This is a genomic window from Dolichospermum lemmermannii CS-548, from assembly GCF_028330815.1.
Classification (GTDB): Bacteria; Cyanobacteriota; Cyanobacteriia; order Cyanobacteriales; family Nostocaceae; genus Dolichospermum; species Dolichospermum lemmermannii.
In genome coordinates this window covers 1-14,923 of record NZ_JAQMTJ010000262.1, presented here as the reverse complement: position 1 = coordinate 14,923, position 14,923 = coordinate 1, and the positions used below count along the sequence as shown (strand labels likewise).

General features: G+C 39.4%; 14 protein-coding genes. 5 read left to right on the top strand and 9 right to left on the bottom strand.

Going from position 1 to position 14,923, the window contains the following annotated elements; all coding sequences use genetic code 11:
- Positions 1 to 373 precede the first annotated feature (373 nt).
- The 7 genes from gshB to PN450_RS17640 form a co-directional block, all read right to left on the bottom strand.
- Positions 374 to 1,336 (bottom strand): glutathione synthase, encoded by a 963-nt coding sequence (gene gshB / locus PN450_RS17670; protein WP_148765242.1) that lies wholly within the window; start codon positions 1,334 to 1,336, stop codon positions 374 to 376.
- A 297-nt stretch (positions 1,337 to 1,633) separates the two neighbouring features.
- Positions 1,634 to 1,918, bottom strand: coding sequence for a glutaredoxin 3 (grxC, locus tag PN450_RS17665; protein WP_148765240.1), 285 nt, complete (start codon positions 1,916 to 1,918; stop codon positions 1,634 to 1,636).
- 134 nt (positions 1,919 to 2,052) lie between these two features.
- A complete protein-coding gene (gene guaA, locus PN450_RS17660) occupies positions 2,053 to 3,675 on the bottom strand; it encodes a glutamine-hydrolyzing GMP synthase (protein WP_271837079.1) in 1,623 nt (540 codons plus the stop codon).
- A 162-nt stretch (positions 3,676 to 3,837) separates the two neighbouring features.
- Positions 3,838 to 4,953, bottom strand: a complete 1,116-nt coding sequence (gene cbiD / locus PN450_RS17655; protein WP_271837078.1) for a cobalt-precorrin-5B (C(1))-methyltransferase CbiD — start codon at positions 4,951 to 4,953, stop codon at positions 3,838 to 3,840.
- A 34-nt stretch (positions 4,954 to 4,987) separates the two neighbouring features.
- On the bottom strand, positions 4,988 to 5,287 hold the full coding sequence (locus PN450_RS17650; protein WP_148765234.1) for a DUF7734 family protein: 300 nt from the start codon (positions 5,285 to 5,287) through the stop codon (positions 4,988 to 4,990).
- Between the two features lie 158 nt (positions 5,288 to 5,445).
- Positions 5,446 to 6,036 carry a DUF3177 family protein gene (locus PN450_RS17645; protein WP_148765232.1) on the bottom strand — a complete coding sequence of 197 codons (591 nt, stop codon included), beginning with the start codon at positions 6,034 to 6,036 and terminating at the stop codon, positions 5,446 to 5,448.
- A gap of 206 nt (positions 6,037 to 6,242) precedes the next feature.
- Positions 6,243 to 6,488 carry a Calvin cycle protein CP12 gene (locus PN450_RS17640; protein WP_015081465.1) on the bottom strand — a complete coding sequence of 82 codons (246 nt, stop codon included), beginning with the start codon at positions 6,486 to 6,488 and terminating at the stop codon, positions 6,243 to 6,245.
- Positions 6,489 to 6,926: 438 nt separating this feature from the next.
- Here PN450_RS17640 and PN450_RS17635 point away from each other — a divergent pair, with 438 nt between their 5' ends.
- Positions 6,927 to 7,505: a Uma2 family endonuclease gene (locus PN450_RS17635; protein WP_015081463.1), complete on the top strand. Its 579-nt coding sequence runs from the start codon at positions 6,927 to 6,929 to the stop codon at positions 7,503 to 7,505.
- Positions 7,506 to 7,560: 55 nt separating this feature from the next.
- Here PN450_RS17635 and pgeF read toward each other — a convergent pair whose 3' ends face one another.
- Complete coding sequence (pgeF, locus tag PN450_RS17630; RefSeq protein ID WP_271837077.1) at positions 7,561 to 8,340, bottom strand: peptidoglycan editing factor PgeF; 780 nt, start codon at positions 8,338 to 8,340, stop codon at positions 7,561 to 7,563.
- A gap of 92 nt (positions 8,341 to 8,432) precedes the next feature.
- Between pgeF and PN450_RS17625 the strand changes: the two genes are divergently transcribed.
- The gene (locus PN450_RS17625) at positions 8,433 to 9,245 is read left to right on the top strand and encodes a biotin--[acetyl-CoA-carboxylase] ligase (protein ID WP_271837076.1); all 813 of its coding nucleotides are present in this window, start codon (positions 8,433 to 8,435) and stop codon (positions 9,243 to 9,245) included.
- A 98-nt stretch (positions 9,246 to 9,343) separates the two neighbouring features.
- On the top strand, positions 9,344 to 10,969 hold the full coding sequence (locus PN450_RS17620) for a peptidoglycan DD-metalloendopeptidase family protein (RefSeq protein ID WP_271837075.1): 1,626 nt from the start codon (positions 9,344 to 9,346) through the stop codon (positions 10,967 to 10,969).
- Positions 10,970 to 11,194: 225 nt separating this feature from the next.
- Here PN450_RS17620 and PN450_RS17615 read toward each other — a convergent pair whose 3' ends face one another.
- Positions 11,195 to 11,854: a riboflavin synthase gene (locus PN450_RS17615; RefSeq protein WP_271837074.1), complete on the bottom strand. Its 660-nt coding sequence runs from the start codon at positions 11,852 to 11,854 to the stop codon at positions 11,195 to 11,197.
- A gap of 405 nt (positions 11,855 to 12,259) precedes the next feature.
- Here PN450_RS17615 and PN450_RS17610 point away from each other — a divergent pair, with 405 nt between their 5' ends.
- Complete coding sequence (locus PN450_RS17610; protein ID WP_015081458.1) at positions 12,260 to 12,754, top strand: bifunctional nuclease family protein; 495 nt, start codon at positions 12,260 to 12,262, stop codon at positions 12,752 to 12,754.
- Between the two features lie 750 nt (positions 12,755 to 13,504).
- Positions 13,505 to 14,779 carry a glycoside hydrolase family 10-like protein gene (locus PN450_RS17605; protein WP_148765223.1) on the top strand — a complete coding sequence of 425 codons (1,275 nt, stop codon included), beginning with the start codon at positions 13,505 to 13,507 and terminating at the stop codon, positions 14,777 to 14,779.
- Positions 14,780 to 14,923: the final 144 nt, after the last annotated feature.

Genomic DNA, 14,923 nt, shown 5'->3' with positions numbered 1-14,923 from the left:
ATGAATAGGCGCGAGTGACTTTTTTGACTAACTAGCGAAATCAGCAATGTTAGTCGATGAGGAATGAACACTTTCTTGGTTTCTCTCCAAGTATCTGATATAATTCTAATCAATAGGTGTAACTCAATTAAATGCTGAAAAGCAGCCTATTAAAAAAGTTCAAAAATCTATCTCCAAAAGACCCTAGGGCATAGGGCTTTAAAGCTCAGTCAACGTCTTCAAAGAAGAGTCGCTGAGAAACCCATACTCCCTTTCAGGTGAGTGTGTAGAGTATGTCACATTAAATTCACAGTCTCAGTTGAGGCTAGATGCTGTATACAAATTATCAGTTATCAGGAGGAGGAAGTAAATAAATTTCTCCCCTGCTCCCTGCCTATTTACTCGCTTCTACCCATTGAATAACCTGATGAGCTATGTGAGTCCCGTCGAGACGGTCAATTTCCCGGATACCTGTGGGACTTGTGACATTAACTTCTGTTAGGTAGCCACCAATTACGTCAATACCAACAAAAATTAAGCCATCTTGCCGGAGTTTTGCGGCTAAATGGCTACAAATTTCTTGTTCTCTTGGGGTAATGGTGGTTTGAGCCACTGTTCCACCAGTGGCCATATTATTACGAAAATCACTACTACTAGAAAGACGATTTAGCGCACCTATGGGTTCACCATTGAGTAAGATAATCCGTTTATCTCCCTCCTTGGCTTGGGGTAAATAATTTTGTACCATAACTGGAACTTGACCTTGGAGCGTGCTAAGTTCGACAATGGAGTTAAAATTGCGATCGCCTGATTGTAAGAATAAAATGCCTTCCCCAGCTTTATTCCCCAAGGGTTTGAGAATTGTTGCTTCTTTAGCTGCGACAAATTGGCGAATAACTTGCTTGTCAGCGCTGACAATTGTTTCGGGAATACATTCGCTAAACTGAAGAGCATACATTTTCTCATTAGCGCTACGAATCCCAGCCGGATCATTTATTACCAAAGTTTTATTTTGGTCAACATAATCGAGAATATAGGTAGCATAGAGATAAGCATCATTAACAGGTGGATCTGTCCGCATAAATACGGCATCCATTGTTTCTAAAGCAGTAAAGGAACTAGGGCTTAATTTAAACCAAGAATTAACTGCTAACCAACGTCCCTCCACTAACTCCACGGGAACGAGTTCTACCTGCTGCAAGGAAGCCCAGGCTTTACCATCAATAACACTCAGCAAATTTGCCTGAGTTATCCAAATTTCATGTCCCAGAATTTGCGCTGCTTCCATCAAAGCAACACTGGTATCATGACATGGATCAAGCCTATGGATAGGATCAATAATAAAAGCTAGTTTCATCCTTTATACCTCTTTCATCTACAAGTTTTAATATTAAATATCCCCGACTTCTCCAATTAATTTATTCATCTCAAGGAAAAATGAGAGAAGAAAGTCGGGGATCTGATCAATACTATTGCCAAAGCCCTGAAACCCTATTGATATCGTCACGATTTTATTGGGTTTCAGACATATTTTGGAAAATTGGCAATAGTATTGCTGATCCACAATATTTTAAGAAACTAGTAGTCTGTCAAATTTATTTTGACGGGTTTTTGGTAGTGCGGGCATCTTGCCCGCGTGAGCGAGACGCTCACACTACAGTCCATTATTTTTATCTTGACAGACTACTAGCATCTGATCTAATTTACCTTGACGGTCTAAAGTATGGATATCGTCACAACCACCAATGTGAATATCATTAATAAAAATTTGTGGTAAGGAGCGTTTTCCATTAGCTCTTTGGGACATTTTATCTCTGGCTATTTCGTCTCCATCAAGATTATATTCGATAAAATCAATACTTTTACTTTTCAGTAGACTTTTAGCACGAACACAAAACGGACAAGTAGTCCAAATGTAAATTTCTACTTTTGCAGCCATAATATTTTCAAAGAAATGCAATACTTCTTAATTTTAAACTCAAATTTAGTGGTAATGGGTAATAGTTTTTTAAATTACCAATTACCAATTACCAATTACCAATTACCAATTACCAATTACCAATTACCAATTACCTATTCCCACTCAATAGTTCCAGGTGGCTTAGAGGTAATATCATAAACCACACGGTTTACACCTTTTACTTCATTGACAATGCGGGTAGAAATTGCTTCTAATATATCGTAAGGAATTCGCGCCCAGTCTGCGGTCATGCCATCTTCGCTAGTGACAATTCTTAAAACAATAGGATAGGCATAGGTGCGTTTATCACCCATCACCCCAACGCTGCGAACTGGTAACAGAACCGCAAAAGCTTGCCAAACCTCATTATATAAACCACGTTGGTTAATTTCTTGACGAACAATTAAATCAGCGTCTCGCAAAATATTCAAGCGTTCGGAGGTGACTTCACCTAAAATACGAATTGCTAAACCAGGTCCGGGAAAAGGTTGACGTTGGACAATTTCTTCTGGTAAACCAATGGAACGCCCAACTTTGCGAACTTCATCTTTAAATAGTTTTCGCAGTGGTTCTACCAGTTTAAATCTCAAGTCTTTTGGTAAACCACCCACATTGTGATGACTTTTAATTTTCACTGCTACCCGTTCACCACTTTTTGGATCAACGTTGGTATCAGCAGATTCAATCACGTCTGGATAAAGTGTCCCTTGAGCTAAGTAGTCAAAATGCCCAAGATCCCTTGATGTCTCCTCAAAAACACTGATAAATTCATGTCCAATGCGGCGACGCTTTTCTTCGGGATCAGTTACTCCAGCAATAGCTGAGATAAATCGTTCCCGGGCATTAACATATTCTACAGGAATATGAAATTGTTCTTTAAATAACTTTACTAATCTTTCGGGTTCTAGTTTTCGCATAAAACCCTGATCAATAAATACACAGGTTAGCTGCTCACCAATGGCTTTATACAGAAGAAAAGCTAGAGTTGAAGAATCTACACCGCCAGACAATGCTAATAATACCCGTTTGTCTCCTACCTTGGCGCGAATTTCCTGAATTGATTCTTCAACAAAAGCGGCTGTTGTCCAAGTTGGTTCACAGTCACAGATATGGTAAACAAAGTTGCGAATTAAGGCTATACCACCCTGAGAATGGACGACTTCGGGGTGAAATTGCACACCATAGAGTTTTTTGTCATGGTGAGCGATCGCTGCACAAGGAGTATTATTAGTATGTGCCAGTAACTCAAAGCCAGGAGGCATATTTGTGACTGAATCTCCATGACTCATCCACATGGTTGCACCCTCTTCGACATTAGTTAATAAGTCTGTGGGGTCATCTATGTATAGAGATGCTTTACCATATTCACCCCGTTCGGCTTGGATAACTTCCCCACCCAGTTGATTAACCATGAGTTGCATACCATAGCAAACACCGAGAACGGGTATTCCCAATTTCCAAATTTCTGGGTCACAATGGGGAGCGTAGTCGCTATATACGGAATTTGGTCCACCGGAAAGGATGATACCTTTGGGGTTGATTTCGCGTAACTGTTCGGCTGCGGTGCGATAGGAAATAACTTCTGAATATACTTGAGTTTCGCGGATACGACGCGCAATTAATTCAGAATATTGAGAGCCAAAGTCTAAAATTACAATTATTTGACCTTTAAGTTTCCCCAAATTTTCTGGTGTTTGAGGTATTTTTTCGGTTGGTAGAGTCACCGCTGTATTCATGCTATGGAGGTTGTGTTGTTAATGATAAGAAGTCTGGACTGTGATTTTTATGATTTTTGTGATTAATGGTGATAACAAATTAATGAATCATCTAAACAAATTAATTATACAAATCATAGTTAAAAATATTTATTTGTGGTACTGACGATAATTCCTATTAATTTAGCACAATTTTTCCAGTAATATCCAACCAGTTTTACTTTTTACGAGAATTTGGCGATCGCGGTCAAAAAGTACAGAACCACAAGCTATCATGGTTTTACCTTGTTCATTATGGCTATTCATATATTCTTGAGTACGGGTATCAATGCTTTCTGCAATGGAGCTATAAACCTGATTTACCCAATTACTACCACTATTACTATCGAGAATTCTCAGATGTTTTAATGCTGCTTCTGCTGTAGGACTCTGAAAAATGGTTTGAATATCGGAAGATCCTAATCCTAGCATAGCAGAATGGGCAGTTAAAATTTCCCGGCGACCATCAGCTAAATGATGATGAGTGTGAAAGATTCCCCCCGCTAGTTTCATCAATTTACCGTGATAACCAAATAATAAAATTTCTTTTACACCTAAGATATCAGCAGCGACTAACATTGGACCTAACCAATTCGCAGTTTTTACCATTTGTGCGGGGTTGATACCGAGTTTTTGAGCTAAATCTAGGCCATTTTCCCCAATACAAAAGACCAAAGTGGGAAATTGACTGGCTTTTTCGGCTAAATCAGCACGAAAAGCTGTTAATTGATCTGGTGTACTTAAAGGTTGAGAAATCCCTGTTGTTCCTAATAAAGACAGTCCTTCCACTACTCCAAACGCGGAATTAGAAGTACGGACTGCAAGCGATCGCCCTTCTGGTAAAATAATTGTTACCTTGATTTTTTCCGTCGGTTTTAATAATCGCTGTAAATTTTCCTGGAATAACTTTTGGGCATAACCATAAATTGCGGCTTTCCCCTCACCATTGAGTTGCTTCCCAATCCCCTCTCCACCCTGAATAATTACCGCTTCTCCATCTCCCTCATACCATGCCACCATCGCCCAAATCGGTGTATTCTTTGTTAAATCTAGGTTATCACCTGGATCACTGCGAGTCATAGCCAAAGCCTGATTTTCTGATATTCCTGCGACTTGTTCAATGGGTATTTCAGCAATTTCAGCAGGTGTAATCAAATCTACAGAAGTCACAGTCAGGGGTTGATGATAGCGTAACCAATGCAAAGCCGCAACAGCAGCAGCACAAGCAAAAACGGGCAAAGTGTATCCAGAACGCGACATAGTGATAATTAAAAATTATTCATGATTAATTATCTCACACCCCAATTTCCGATAACAAAATTTGCATATCTTCCCAAGAAATATCTTGTTGAAGATAACGGGGTGAATCAGGATTATAGGGACTTGCTATTCTGTCAATTGCGATAATTGTAGCTGTATCTGGTAACACTGGGACATCTGGATCATAAGCTGTTGGGCGCATCAAAGAACTAGAAAAGCCTTTAAACACAGCAATTTGATCAGGTTCATCATCAATTTTGACAGTGACGATGAGAACTTCTTGGGATTTTTTGACTGTATATTGTTCCAGTCTTTTACCAACAGAGTTATTCATTAATTCAGCAGTCGGAACTACGATTTTTGTGATGAATTTGATTTGGATGATTTATTAATCAGGAAAACAAGTCGGAACTATGATTTGTGTGATTAATTTTATTTAGATAATTAATCCGAATAATCACAGTTCAGAATTTTTTCTAACTTTTCAATTGCTTAATGTGTAGCGGAACGTCCATGTTTACCGAGTTTAACCGCGACAAAATAACTTAAATAAATTACGTAAATTGCTAAAGTCACTATCCCCAAAAACCCTAGAAAAGCAGGTTTGCTATTGTGGTGAAAATAGTCTTTAAAGATTAATGGTGCTTCTAACCAGACACTACAGTAAGGAGTTTTAATCGCAGTTCCTGAAAAAGCACAACCTAGGAAGGGTAAAAGGGCTATTGCTCCTAAACTACAATAAACTGTTGTCGCCCAACGCCAAGAAGTGAAAATTAGTTTTAATGGACTATGGGGATAATAGTCAATTTCATCATTGATATCTACCCAAAACCATAGCGCAATTGGGATCAGAATCCGCGCCATTAAAGCAGAGATGAAACTAACTCCAAAGCTACCAATCATTAAGTACATACTAACAATTAATAAACTAGCCACTCGCCAGTAAATCATTAATAAGCGTTGCATTCCTTCAGCTTTTTGCACAAATGCCCAAATTGAAAGAATTAAAGGAATAATCAGCGTAAATAATAACGCTAGTCTATAATCCATCCAGACATAAGGGCGAAACCATACTTGTGTCATAAAGTCAATAACAAAAATAGAAAATTTGTGAATAGATATTTGATAGCGTTAGCTATTCTAGAAAAATTCAGTTTGGGGACTTTTCTCAAAAGCGAAAAACGGGGAATAAACTCCCCCGTCTAGTTCAAATCCATTAATGAATGGAGGTTTAAACCATTGATATTCCAGTAAATTGTTACTTATTGAAAAAAGCACGACTGCTGATTCTAATCTTCGTACAGACGGCACTCATCTGCTTCTGGATTAGCATCACAATATTGTTCCAAAGCGTTTTTAGGCTTGATTTGACGCTGGTGAGAAGCTTCCGCTTGCAATTCTTCTACAGCATCCCAAGCAGCAGCACATTCAGCGGAGTTGCTACCTGAGATATCACATACAGTGCGGGCTTGTTCAAGTTCTTCTTGGATTTTTTCTTGAATGTCCCCAGTAGCTTGTGTTTGGGTGTTAGTCATGATTATTTCTCCTTATGTTTTGTTTATACTAGTATAGAAAGAATTTGAAAATTGTAGTTTTCTGTCTCTGAGATCACTAGTTTTACACTTTTGGTGATAATTCCAGTGGCTAATATCTTGCAAATAGGCTTTTGGCTCATTCAGCGAGATATGTCCAGAGTATTATCCCATGAATATCATAAGCTGTTATACCTATAACTTAACAGATTTTCATTTTGAATACAGACTTGAAATATCGCTTATAAGCCTCTGATAGTTTAGCGTAAACTAATATATTCGCTTATAAGCTTAAAGTTTTATTGATATGAATTTAATTATTTCATGTATACGTTTATTGTCGGTGTAGTAATTTTTAATTAAGCTTAGAGATTAAAATTTAATTTCCCAGATATCATTTTATAATTTAACTAAAGTTGATCTCATCCTCACGAGGTTATTATGACAGCTATCACCGTCAACTTAAACCCTATTATCCAATTAAGTGATCAGCAATTTTATCAACTCTGTCGAGAAAATCCTGAAGTCAAATTTGAACGCAATGCCAAAGGAGAAATATTGATTATGTCACCAACAGGAGGAGGAACAGGAAAACGTAATGTGGAAATTGCCGCAGATTTTGTGTTTTGGAATCGTAAATATAAACTAGGGGTTTGTTTCGACTCTTCCACCTGTTTTAAACTTCCCAATGGTGCAAATCGTTCTCCTGATGTTGCTTGGATTAAAAAAGAAAGATGGGATACACTCACACCAGCAGAACAAGAAAAGTTTTCACCAATTGCCCCAGATTTTGTTTTAGAATTAATGTCACCTAGTGATAGTTTGCAGGAAACGCGAGCAAAAATGCAGGAATATATCAATAATGGAGTTAAATTAGGTTGGTTAATTAATCGAAAAATGCGCCAAGTGGAAATTTATCGTCTTGGTAAACCAGTAGAGATATTAGAATTTCCCCAAGAATTATTAGGTGAAGATATTTTGCCAGAATTTATTTTAAATATGGAAATCATTTGGGGATAGGTTGTTGAAATTCAACAACCGGATCATCTTGGTAAGTCATGGTAATATAATGCTATTATTTACCTGTACTCACAATTCCTGACCATTGTACCTTTTTCTCCCGTTCTCGACGATAAGAAAAGAAATGTTCTGGAGTTTGGAAAGTACAATAGGGAGCGATCGCAATTTGTTCTAAACTAATTCCTAATTGTTCCAATTGCAAAGCATTCACCCGCCGCACATCTAAACAGACCTTTCCCGGTTCTGGATCTTTGATTAAAGGTGAATTCGGTAAATTATGTAAAGCAGCAACTATTTTTTCTGGTTCATAATGTGGTAGAATGGTACTGCCAATTTCCGTAGCCACTTCCACAGAAACTTGGTAAACTTCCCCAGCAATAGCCGGACCCATAGCTACGCGCAAATCTGCTAAATTGCTACCGTGGGATTGCATTCTGGTAATAGCTTCAGGAACAATTTTCGCCGCTGTTCCCCGCCAACCAGCGTGTAAAGCCGCCACCTGTCCAGTTTTCACATCTCCAATCAAAACAGGTGTACAATCAGCAGAAGCCACCCAGACAGCTTGTAACGGTTGCTGACTAATTAAACCATCTGCCAACGCCAAATCATCATCACTGGCATTGACATGATCATCAACTTCCTGGGGAGTTAAAACAGTATTGCCATGCACCTGTTTTAAACGATAAGCTAAAGCCTCTGGTTGTAGTGCCTGAGTTAGTTCATGAGGTAAACGAGGCCAAAACCGTTGGGTAAAGAAACCATGAGACCAGGGTTCTAAAAGATTACAAGTCAGGTAAGGTAGACCTTCCCAATTGTGCCAATGCCAAGTGTGCATCTTTAACCAAACCTCAATAGAAAATTAATTACTTTCAATCAATCCTAACTTGAACAACTGCCAAAAAAGATTTAAAACAATGGTGAACTGTGGTGGAATTTAATCGGCAACTTTTGGTAGATAGCTTAAAAGCAGAATATAAGCATCAAGACTTACCATTCTCTCTACATATTTTTAACACTTTATCTTCCACAAATCAAACCCTGTGGCAACTAATCAACCAAGGAGAAAAACCAGGTTGTGTAGTTATTGCCACCCAGCAAACCGCCGGCAGGGGGCAATGGGGTCGTCAATGGCAGTCTTCTACTGGTGGTCTATATCTTTCAATGGCATTAACACCCAACATGGAAGCTACCAGCAGTTATCAACTCACCTTGGCCAGCGCGTGGGGAATTACAGCAAAATTACGAAAATGTGGTATACCTGTCGGCATAAAATGGCCAAATGATTTAGTATTAGATGGTCGCAAATTAGGAGGCATTTTAACCGAAACCAAAGTCAATCAAGGACATATCACTCAAGCTGTGATTGGTGTTGGCATTAATTGGGCAAATCAAGTTCCAGAAACGGGAATTAATCTGCAATTATGGCAAAATTCCCAAAATTATCAGATGATTCATCACCTGGAAATGCTTACCTCACAAGTCTTACTAGGAATTAAGTCCGGTATCGAGTGTCTACAGTTAGAAGGAATAAACATCCTCCTATCTCGCTATCTTGATCTACTCACAAATATGGGTGATCAGGTTTATGTCAATAATCTTTTAGGTACAGTAGTTGGAGTAACTCCACAGGGTAATCTCCGCTTAAAAATGACAACTTATGATCCAAAAGCAGCCGTAACACCAGAAATTTTTTGCCAACCAGGTACAATCAGTTTGGGTTATCGTCAAGCTTCTGTTTAATGATTAAATTTGTTAAAAATGTCACTTCATAGGATAGTATATCCAGCATGGAATGATATCATTTCTTTAGACTTATTACACACAACACAAGAGAAAAAATGACGCAGCGCCATAAATCTGCCCATAAAAATTTTTACTACGGTGGCACGAGTAAACGTTTTGCTTCTAGACTACCAGCACAAAGCCTCTGTTTGTTAAGTAGCTTTAGTCTTCTTGGTAGCGGATTTGTAACTGCTCAAACTGAAACTGCATCAATAGACAATATTGTTCCCACTATTGAGAATTCCCAACCAGCAGTAGTTACAAATCCAGTTCAGAAAGAAACTATTGTTCCTGAAACAGCCAAGCCACAGCCAGATTTTTCTGACCGACAAGCTAGGCTGAAAAAGAAGCTAAATAGCAAAAGTGTTGCTGAATCTACAGAAGTTGTCAGAGATGCTAAACCCAAAGGTGAAAATACTCAACCTACAGCTAGTGTGAGGATTTCCCAGCCCAAAGGTGAAAATACTCAACCTACAGCCAGTGTGAGAATTTCCCAGCCCAAAGGTGAAAATACTCAACCTACAGCCAGTGTTAGTGAACCTGACCCATTGGTTAAAAAACTCCCAGAAGTCGCTCAAACAACCAATAATTCGCAAAATACTGTCAAGGATACAGAAAGTAGTCTCAAGGATTATAACAACGCTTATATTGATCCCACTGACTACAAAAATGCAACCACAGATAACTATGAACCGCCCAGTTCTGTAGTCGTCACAGAACGTTCTAGCGGTTGTAGTGCAAATGTAGTTCCAGGGCAAAGTGCTTGTGCTAAAACTACCCAAACTCCTGCCGTGGCTAAGTCTAAAGATTCATCACCGACTTGGCTGAAAAAAAGTGAAACTGCTAAATTACCAATCGTGTCCCCAGTGAGGACAGCCATAACTGCAAACCGCAATCAACGTGAGAATGTTGGTGAAGCTGTTGCTACTAGTGTGAGCAAAATTAGTCAACCTCAAAATAATTGGCGGATTTCCAGAACTAACACCAGCAGTCATACAAAGGCTGCCTATCATGCCAATAGCTTTATCCCCAGTCCTAGGGAATTTAGCACGACAAAGGTGAGTTCTATCCCTATTGCTCCCCAAGTAGGTAGTTTACCAGCACCGATGATTGAGGGTAATCTTGCTCCTCGTCCCAGTCTGGTGTCCTATGATTTTTCACTGGCATCTGTATTACCTCAAGTTCCTTATACTAATACCCTGGCTTATCGTGGTGGTGGTGGTTCGGGAATTGTCTTCCCTCTGTCTATGGCTGCACCAATTACGTCTTTATTTGGCTGGCGTGTTCATCCTATCACGGGCGATCGCCGTTTTCACGCTGGTACAGATTTAGGTGCGCCCACGGGAACACCAATTTTAGCAGCGGCTAAAGGTCAAGTAGAATCAGCTAACTGGTTAGGTGGTTATGGTTTGGCTGTAACAATCAATCACAGTTCGGCTCAACAAAGTCTTTACGGGCATATGTCAGAAATCTTTGTTCAACCTGGTCAATGGGTAGAGCCTGGAACTGTCATTGGTCGAGTTGGTAGCACTGGTAACTCTACAGGACCTCACCTGCACTTTGAAATCCGTCACCTTACCCAAAATGGATGGGTTGCTGTTGACCCAGGTGTGCAATTAGAAGGTGGCCTTAGCCAGTTGGCACAAGGCACACCAGGCACGAAAACAGCCCAAGCTCGGTAATTTGGCGGAGTGGTCAGTGGTCAGTGGTCAGGGAGCAGGGGAGCAGGGGAGAAATTTCTTTCTTCCTTCTTCTTCTTCCTTCTTCTTCCTGATAGCGAAGCGTGGCGTTAGCCATACTCCTGATAGCGAAGCGTGGCGTTAGCCATACTCCTGATAGCGAAGCGTGGCGTTAGCCATACTCCTGACTCCTGACTCCTGACTCCTGACTCCTGACTCCTCTTCTCCTTACAAATATCCGTTTTCTGCTAAGAATGCAGTTGTAATTTCCGCTTGTTGGTGGTGATTATTGCCAGGGGTGAGGAATTTTTCCACGTATTTACCCAGGATATCTCCTTCTAGATTTACCCAACTACCCGCTACTAAATGACTGAGATTGGTTTCGCTATATGTTAGCGGGATGACGGCAACTGTAAATTGAGATGATTCTGATTTATATTTAGCTACGGTGAGGCTGATACCATTGACAGCAATGCTACCTTTAGGAACTATATAACGAGCGATCGCTTCTGGGGCCACAAAGGTCATTTCCCAGGAACTAGCAGTTTGTTCAGATGTGATTAACTGACCAATTCCATCTACATGACCCATAACAAAATGACCACCGACTTTACCACCCACCCGTAGTGATGCTTCTAGATTGACGTATCTTTGTTGAATTTCTTCTTTGCCTAATGTTGTGCGTTCTAGAGTTTCCGGTGAAGCGGTGGCAATAAATCCATCTTTTAAGATTTCTTCAACTGTCAAACACACGCCATCTACTGCCACACTATCACCATAGGCCAAGTCATGAATGATCATCTCTGGCTGACTAAGATAATTAATCTGCCACGAATCTCCTGTTAAGGGTTTTATGGTTCCTAAACCTTGAATTAATCCTGTAAACACAGCTTTTGGGAAACTAATTTTATTTATTGCTTAATTTTGGCGGAAATCAACTAATAATTCTCGGAAAAAATGTAAAGCCCGTAAGTTTATTTTTTTCCTGGTTTTGGTAAATGAATATTAACATATTAACATCAATCCCCAGGCATACTTGAATTAGGAGCTAAAAGAAAGATGAAGGATAAAATATGAAGGATCAATAAATTAGTTATTAACAAGGTGTGAAATTGGTTTATTTATACCTGATTTCTATGACACCACAGTAAGAGTCAACTAACCATTAAAAATTCCTAAAAAGCTGGTTTGATTTGCTTTTTTAATTTTTAATTTTTAATTCTTAAATTCGGAAAAAAGTGGATTATTTGTTACATATTTCCAAGCGATTAAAGAACTTTAGAGGCTGAACCAATGATAGAAATGAAAGTCGCTGGTATAGCATTAGATGCGATCACTCGCAGCCCGATTGTGCTTTTGAAGGATGGTTCAGATCGTCGCGCTTTGCCCATTTACATCGGTCAGGAACAAGCAAGAGCAATTATGGGGGCAATGGAAAATCAAAAGCCCCCCCGACCTTTAACCCATGACCTAATCGTGAATATGCTGGAAACATGGAATATGACTTTAGATAAAGTTATTATTCATACCTTACAAAAAGATACCTTTTATGCTGCGTTAATTCTTCAGCAAGGGGATGTCAAAAAAGAAATTGATGTTCGTCCCAGTGATGCGATCGCTATTGCACTCCGCACAAATACTCCCATTTGGGTCATGGAAGAAGTAGTGGCTAATGCTTCTATTCCTGTAGATCGTGATGCTGATGAAGCTGAACAGGAAGCTTTCCGCGAATTTATTTCTAATCTCCGTCCAGAGGATTTAATCAAGCGGTTTGGGAATGGTGACTAAGTTGTAAATGCTGAGAATGGAGAAAAAATAAGAAAGTAGCAAAAAAGCCACAATTTCTGGATTTTTCCTCAAACTCAGCAATTATGACCATTTTAGATTCTAGATTATTAGGAAAATGCCGAGAACCCTGAGAAGAAGAGCGGGCTAATTTAATCGCTTCCTTACAGGCACAAACTGAGCAGGCACTATTTTGGATTAAATCCGTCAAATATAGCAATAGACAAGGTAGTTAGGATATCAATTAATATAGCGGTTATTGGTTGAGTGAAATACAAGAACCTCTCCCCCTTTAGGTGGATGCCTCCAACACGCTATGTATTAGCAAAGCTCCACCAAGTGGCACACCAGTCCGCCTACAGTGCTAGTAGTCTGTCAAATTTATTTTGACGGGTTTTTGGTAGTGCGGGCATACTATGGCTAACGCCACGCTGCGCTATCGACAAGTGTTACAGTGAGCTTGCGATGCCCTGAGCTTGCGATGCCCTGAGCTTGCGATGCCCTGAGCCTGTCGAAGGGTCGAAGGGTCGAAGGGTCGAACTGCTCAGTACAAGTCTTGCCCGCGTGAGCGAGACGCTCACACTACAGTCCATCATTTTTATCTTGACAAACTACTAGTTCACTGCAAGCGGGAAGGAGAATTATCATGTATCTAATTTAAGTGCATACCGCTATAATGAAACTTCGTTCACAACAGGGTTTTACCTCTGACTTCTGAATCATACTATATCATTGTAATAGTTTGAAATTAAAATGAAATTCAATTTCCATCAATTTGGTTCTCAAAAATTACTGAAAAAGTTATTTCTGCCTTTGTTTTTAATTTCTTTACTGATGGTTTTTTGGGGAAACACTTTCACACCTGTTACCGCACAAGAAGGATCACGTTCAGAAATTCGTGGTGTGTGGATGACAAATAATGATCTCGATATTCTTAAAGATAGGACTAAAGTTCAGGAAGCAGTCACACAACTGCAAAAACTCAATTTTAACACTATCTATCCCGTAGTTTGGAATTCTGGTTATGTCATGTATCCTAGTGAAGTAGCCAAGCGGTTAGAAATCCAACCGTTTGTCTTTCAAGGTTTAGATGGACATGATATTCTTGCCGATTTAATTAATAAATCTCATCGGAAAAATTTACTGGTAATTCCTTGGTTTGAATTCGGGTTTATGACTCCTCCCAGTTCAGAATTAGCAATGAATAAACCAGAATGGTTAACACAAAAAAAAGATGGTAATCAAACATCTATTAGTGCCGGCGGTGAGGTTTCATGGTTAAATCCGTTTCATCCAGAAGTACAACAGTTTATTAGCGATTTGCTTGTAGAACTTACTAACAAGTATGATCTTGATGGTATCCAATTTGATGATCACATGAGTTTACCTTCTGAATTTGGTTACGATAAATATACGGTTGCCTTATATCAACAAGAAACTAAAAAAATGCCTCCCAGTGATCCTCAAAACCCAGAATGGGTAAATTGGCGGGCAAATAAAATTACAGAATTCATGGTGAGACTTAATCAAATAGTCAAACAAATCAAACCGAAAATGATTTTCTCTGTCTCACCTAATTACTATAATCATGCCTATAAATTTCAACTCCAAGATTGGTTGAACTGGGTACGATTAGACATAGTAGATGAGTTAATTGTGCAAGTTTATAAGGAAAATTTAGATCATTTTATTGGCAAGCTTTCCCGTCCAGAAATGGAAGAAGTAAAACAAAAAATTCCTGCTGGAATCGGTGTTATGGCAGGTTTAAGAACTAAACCCGTATCAATTCAACAGATTCAATCTCAAGTCCGTGCCGCCCAACAACGGGGACTGGGTGTAGCTTTTTTCTATTATGAAAGTCTTTGGAATACTGCACCAGGAGCATTAAAAGAACGTCTGGCTGGATTTAAAAGTTTATTTCCATATCCGGCATTACGAACGGCAGTAGAGCCTGGGGAAGGGGAAACAAAAGTAGAGTCAGTGCCATGGGAAACGAATCTAACTGTGACTGACAAAATACCATTTTAGTGTTTAAGCTTCCCCGGTCTGAAGACGCGGGGATTTCTGAAGAGTCCATAAAAGAACTTTCGTAGGCTGACTTAAACAACCTCTACCTACTCCAATTAAGTCAAACTTAAATATCGCAGCTACTTTTCTGATTATGTTGACCGC

What these genes read in the sequence shown, in the direction of transcription:
- gshB (WP_148765242.1), bottom strand. Translation starts at nt 1,336, where the DNA reads ATGAAACTAGCTTTTATTATTGATCCTATCCATAGGCTTGATCCATGT.
- grxC (WP_148765240.1), bottom strand. Translation starts at nt 1,918, where the DNA reads ATGGCTGCAAAAGTAGAAATTTACATTTGGACTACTTGTCCGTTTTGT.
- guaA (WP_271837079.1), bottom strand. Translation starts at nt 3,675, where the DNA reads ATGAATACAGCGGTGACTCTACCAACCGAAAAAATACCTCAAACACCA.
- cbiD (WP_271837078.1), bottom strand. Translation starts at nt 4,953, where the DNA reads ATGTCGCGTTCTGGATACACTTTGCCCGTTTTTGCTTGTGCTGCTGCT.
- PN450_RS17650 (WP_148765234.1), bottom strand. Translation starts at nt 5,287, where the DNA reads ATGAATAACTCTGTTGGTAAAAGACTGGAACAATATACAGTCAAAAAA.
- PN450_RS17645 (WP_148765232.1), bottom strand. Translation starts at nt 6,036, where the DNA reads ATGACACAAGTATGGTTTCGCCCTTATGTCTGGATGGATTATAGACTA.
- PN450_RS17640 (WP_015081465.1), bottom strand. Translation starts at nt 6,488, where the DNA reads ATGACTAACACCCAAACACAAGCTACTGGGGACATTCAAGAAAAAATC.
- PN450_RS17635 (WP_015081463.1), top strand. Translation starts at nt 6,927, where the DNA reads ATGACAGCTATCACCGTCAACTTAAACCCTATTATCCAATTAAGTGAT.
- pgeF (WP_271837077.1), bottom strand. Translation starts at nt 8,340, where the DNA reads ATGCACACTTGGCATTGGCACAATTGGGAAGGTCTACCTTACCTGACT.
- PN450_RS17620 (WP_271837075.1), top strand. Translation starts at nt 9,344, where the DNA reads ATGACGCAGCGCCATAAATCTGCCCATAAAAATTTTTACTACGGTGGC.
- PN450_RS17610 (WP_015081458.1), top strand. Translation starts at nt 12,260, where the DNA reads ATGATAGAAATGAAAGTCGCTGGTATAGCATTAGATGCGATCACTCGC.
- PN450_RS17605 (WP_148765223.1), top strand. Translation starts at nt 13,505, where the DNA reads ATGAAATTCAATTTCCATCAATTTGGTTCTCAAAAATTACTGAAAAAG.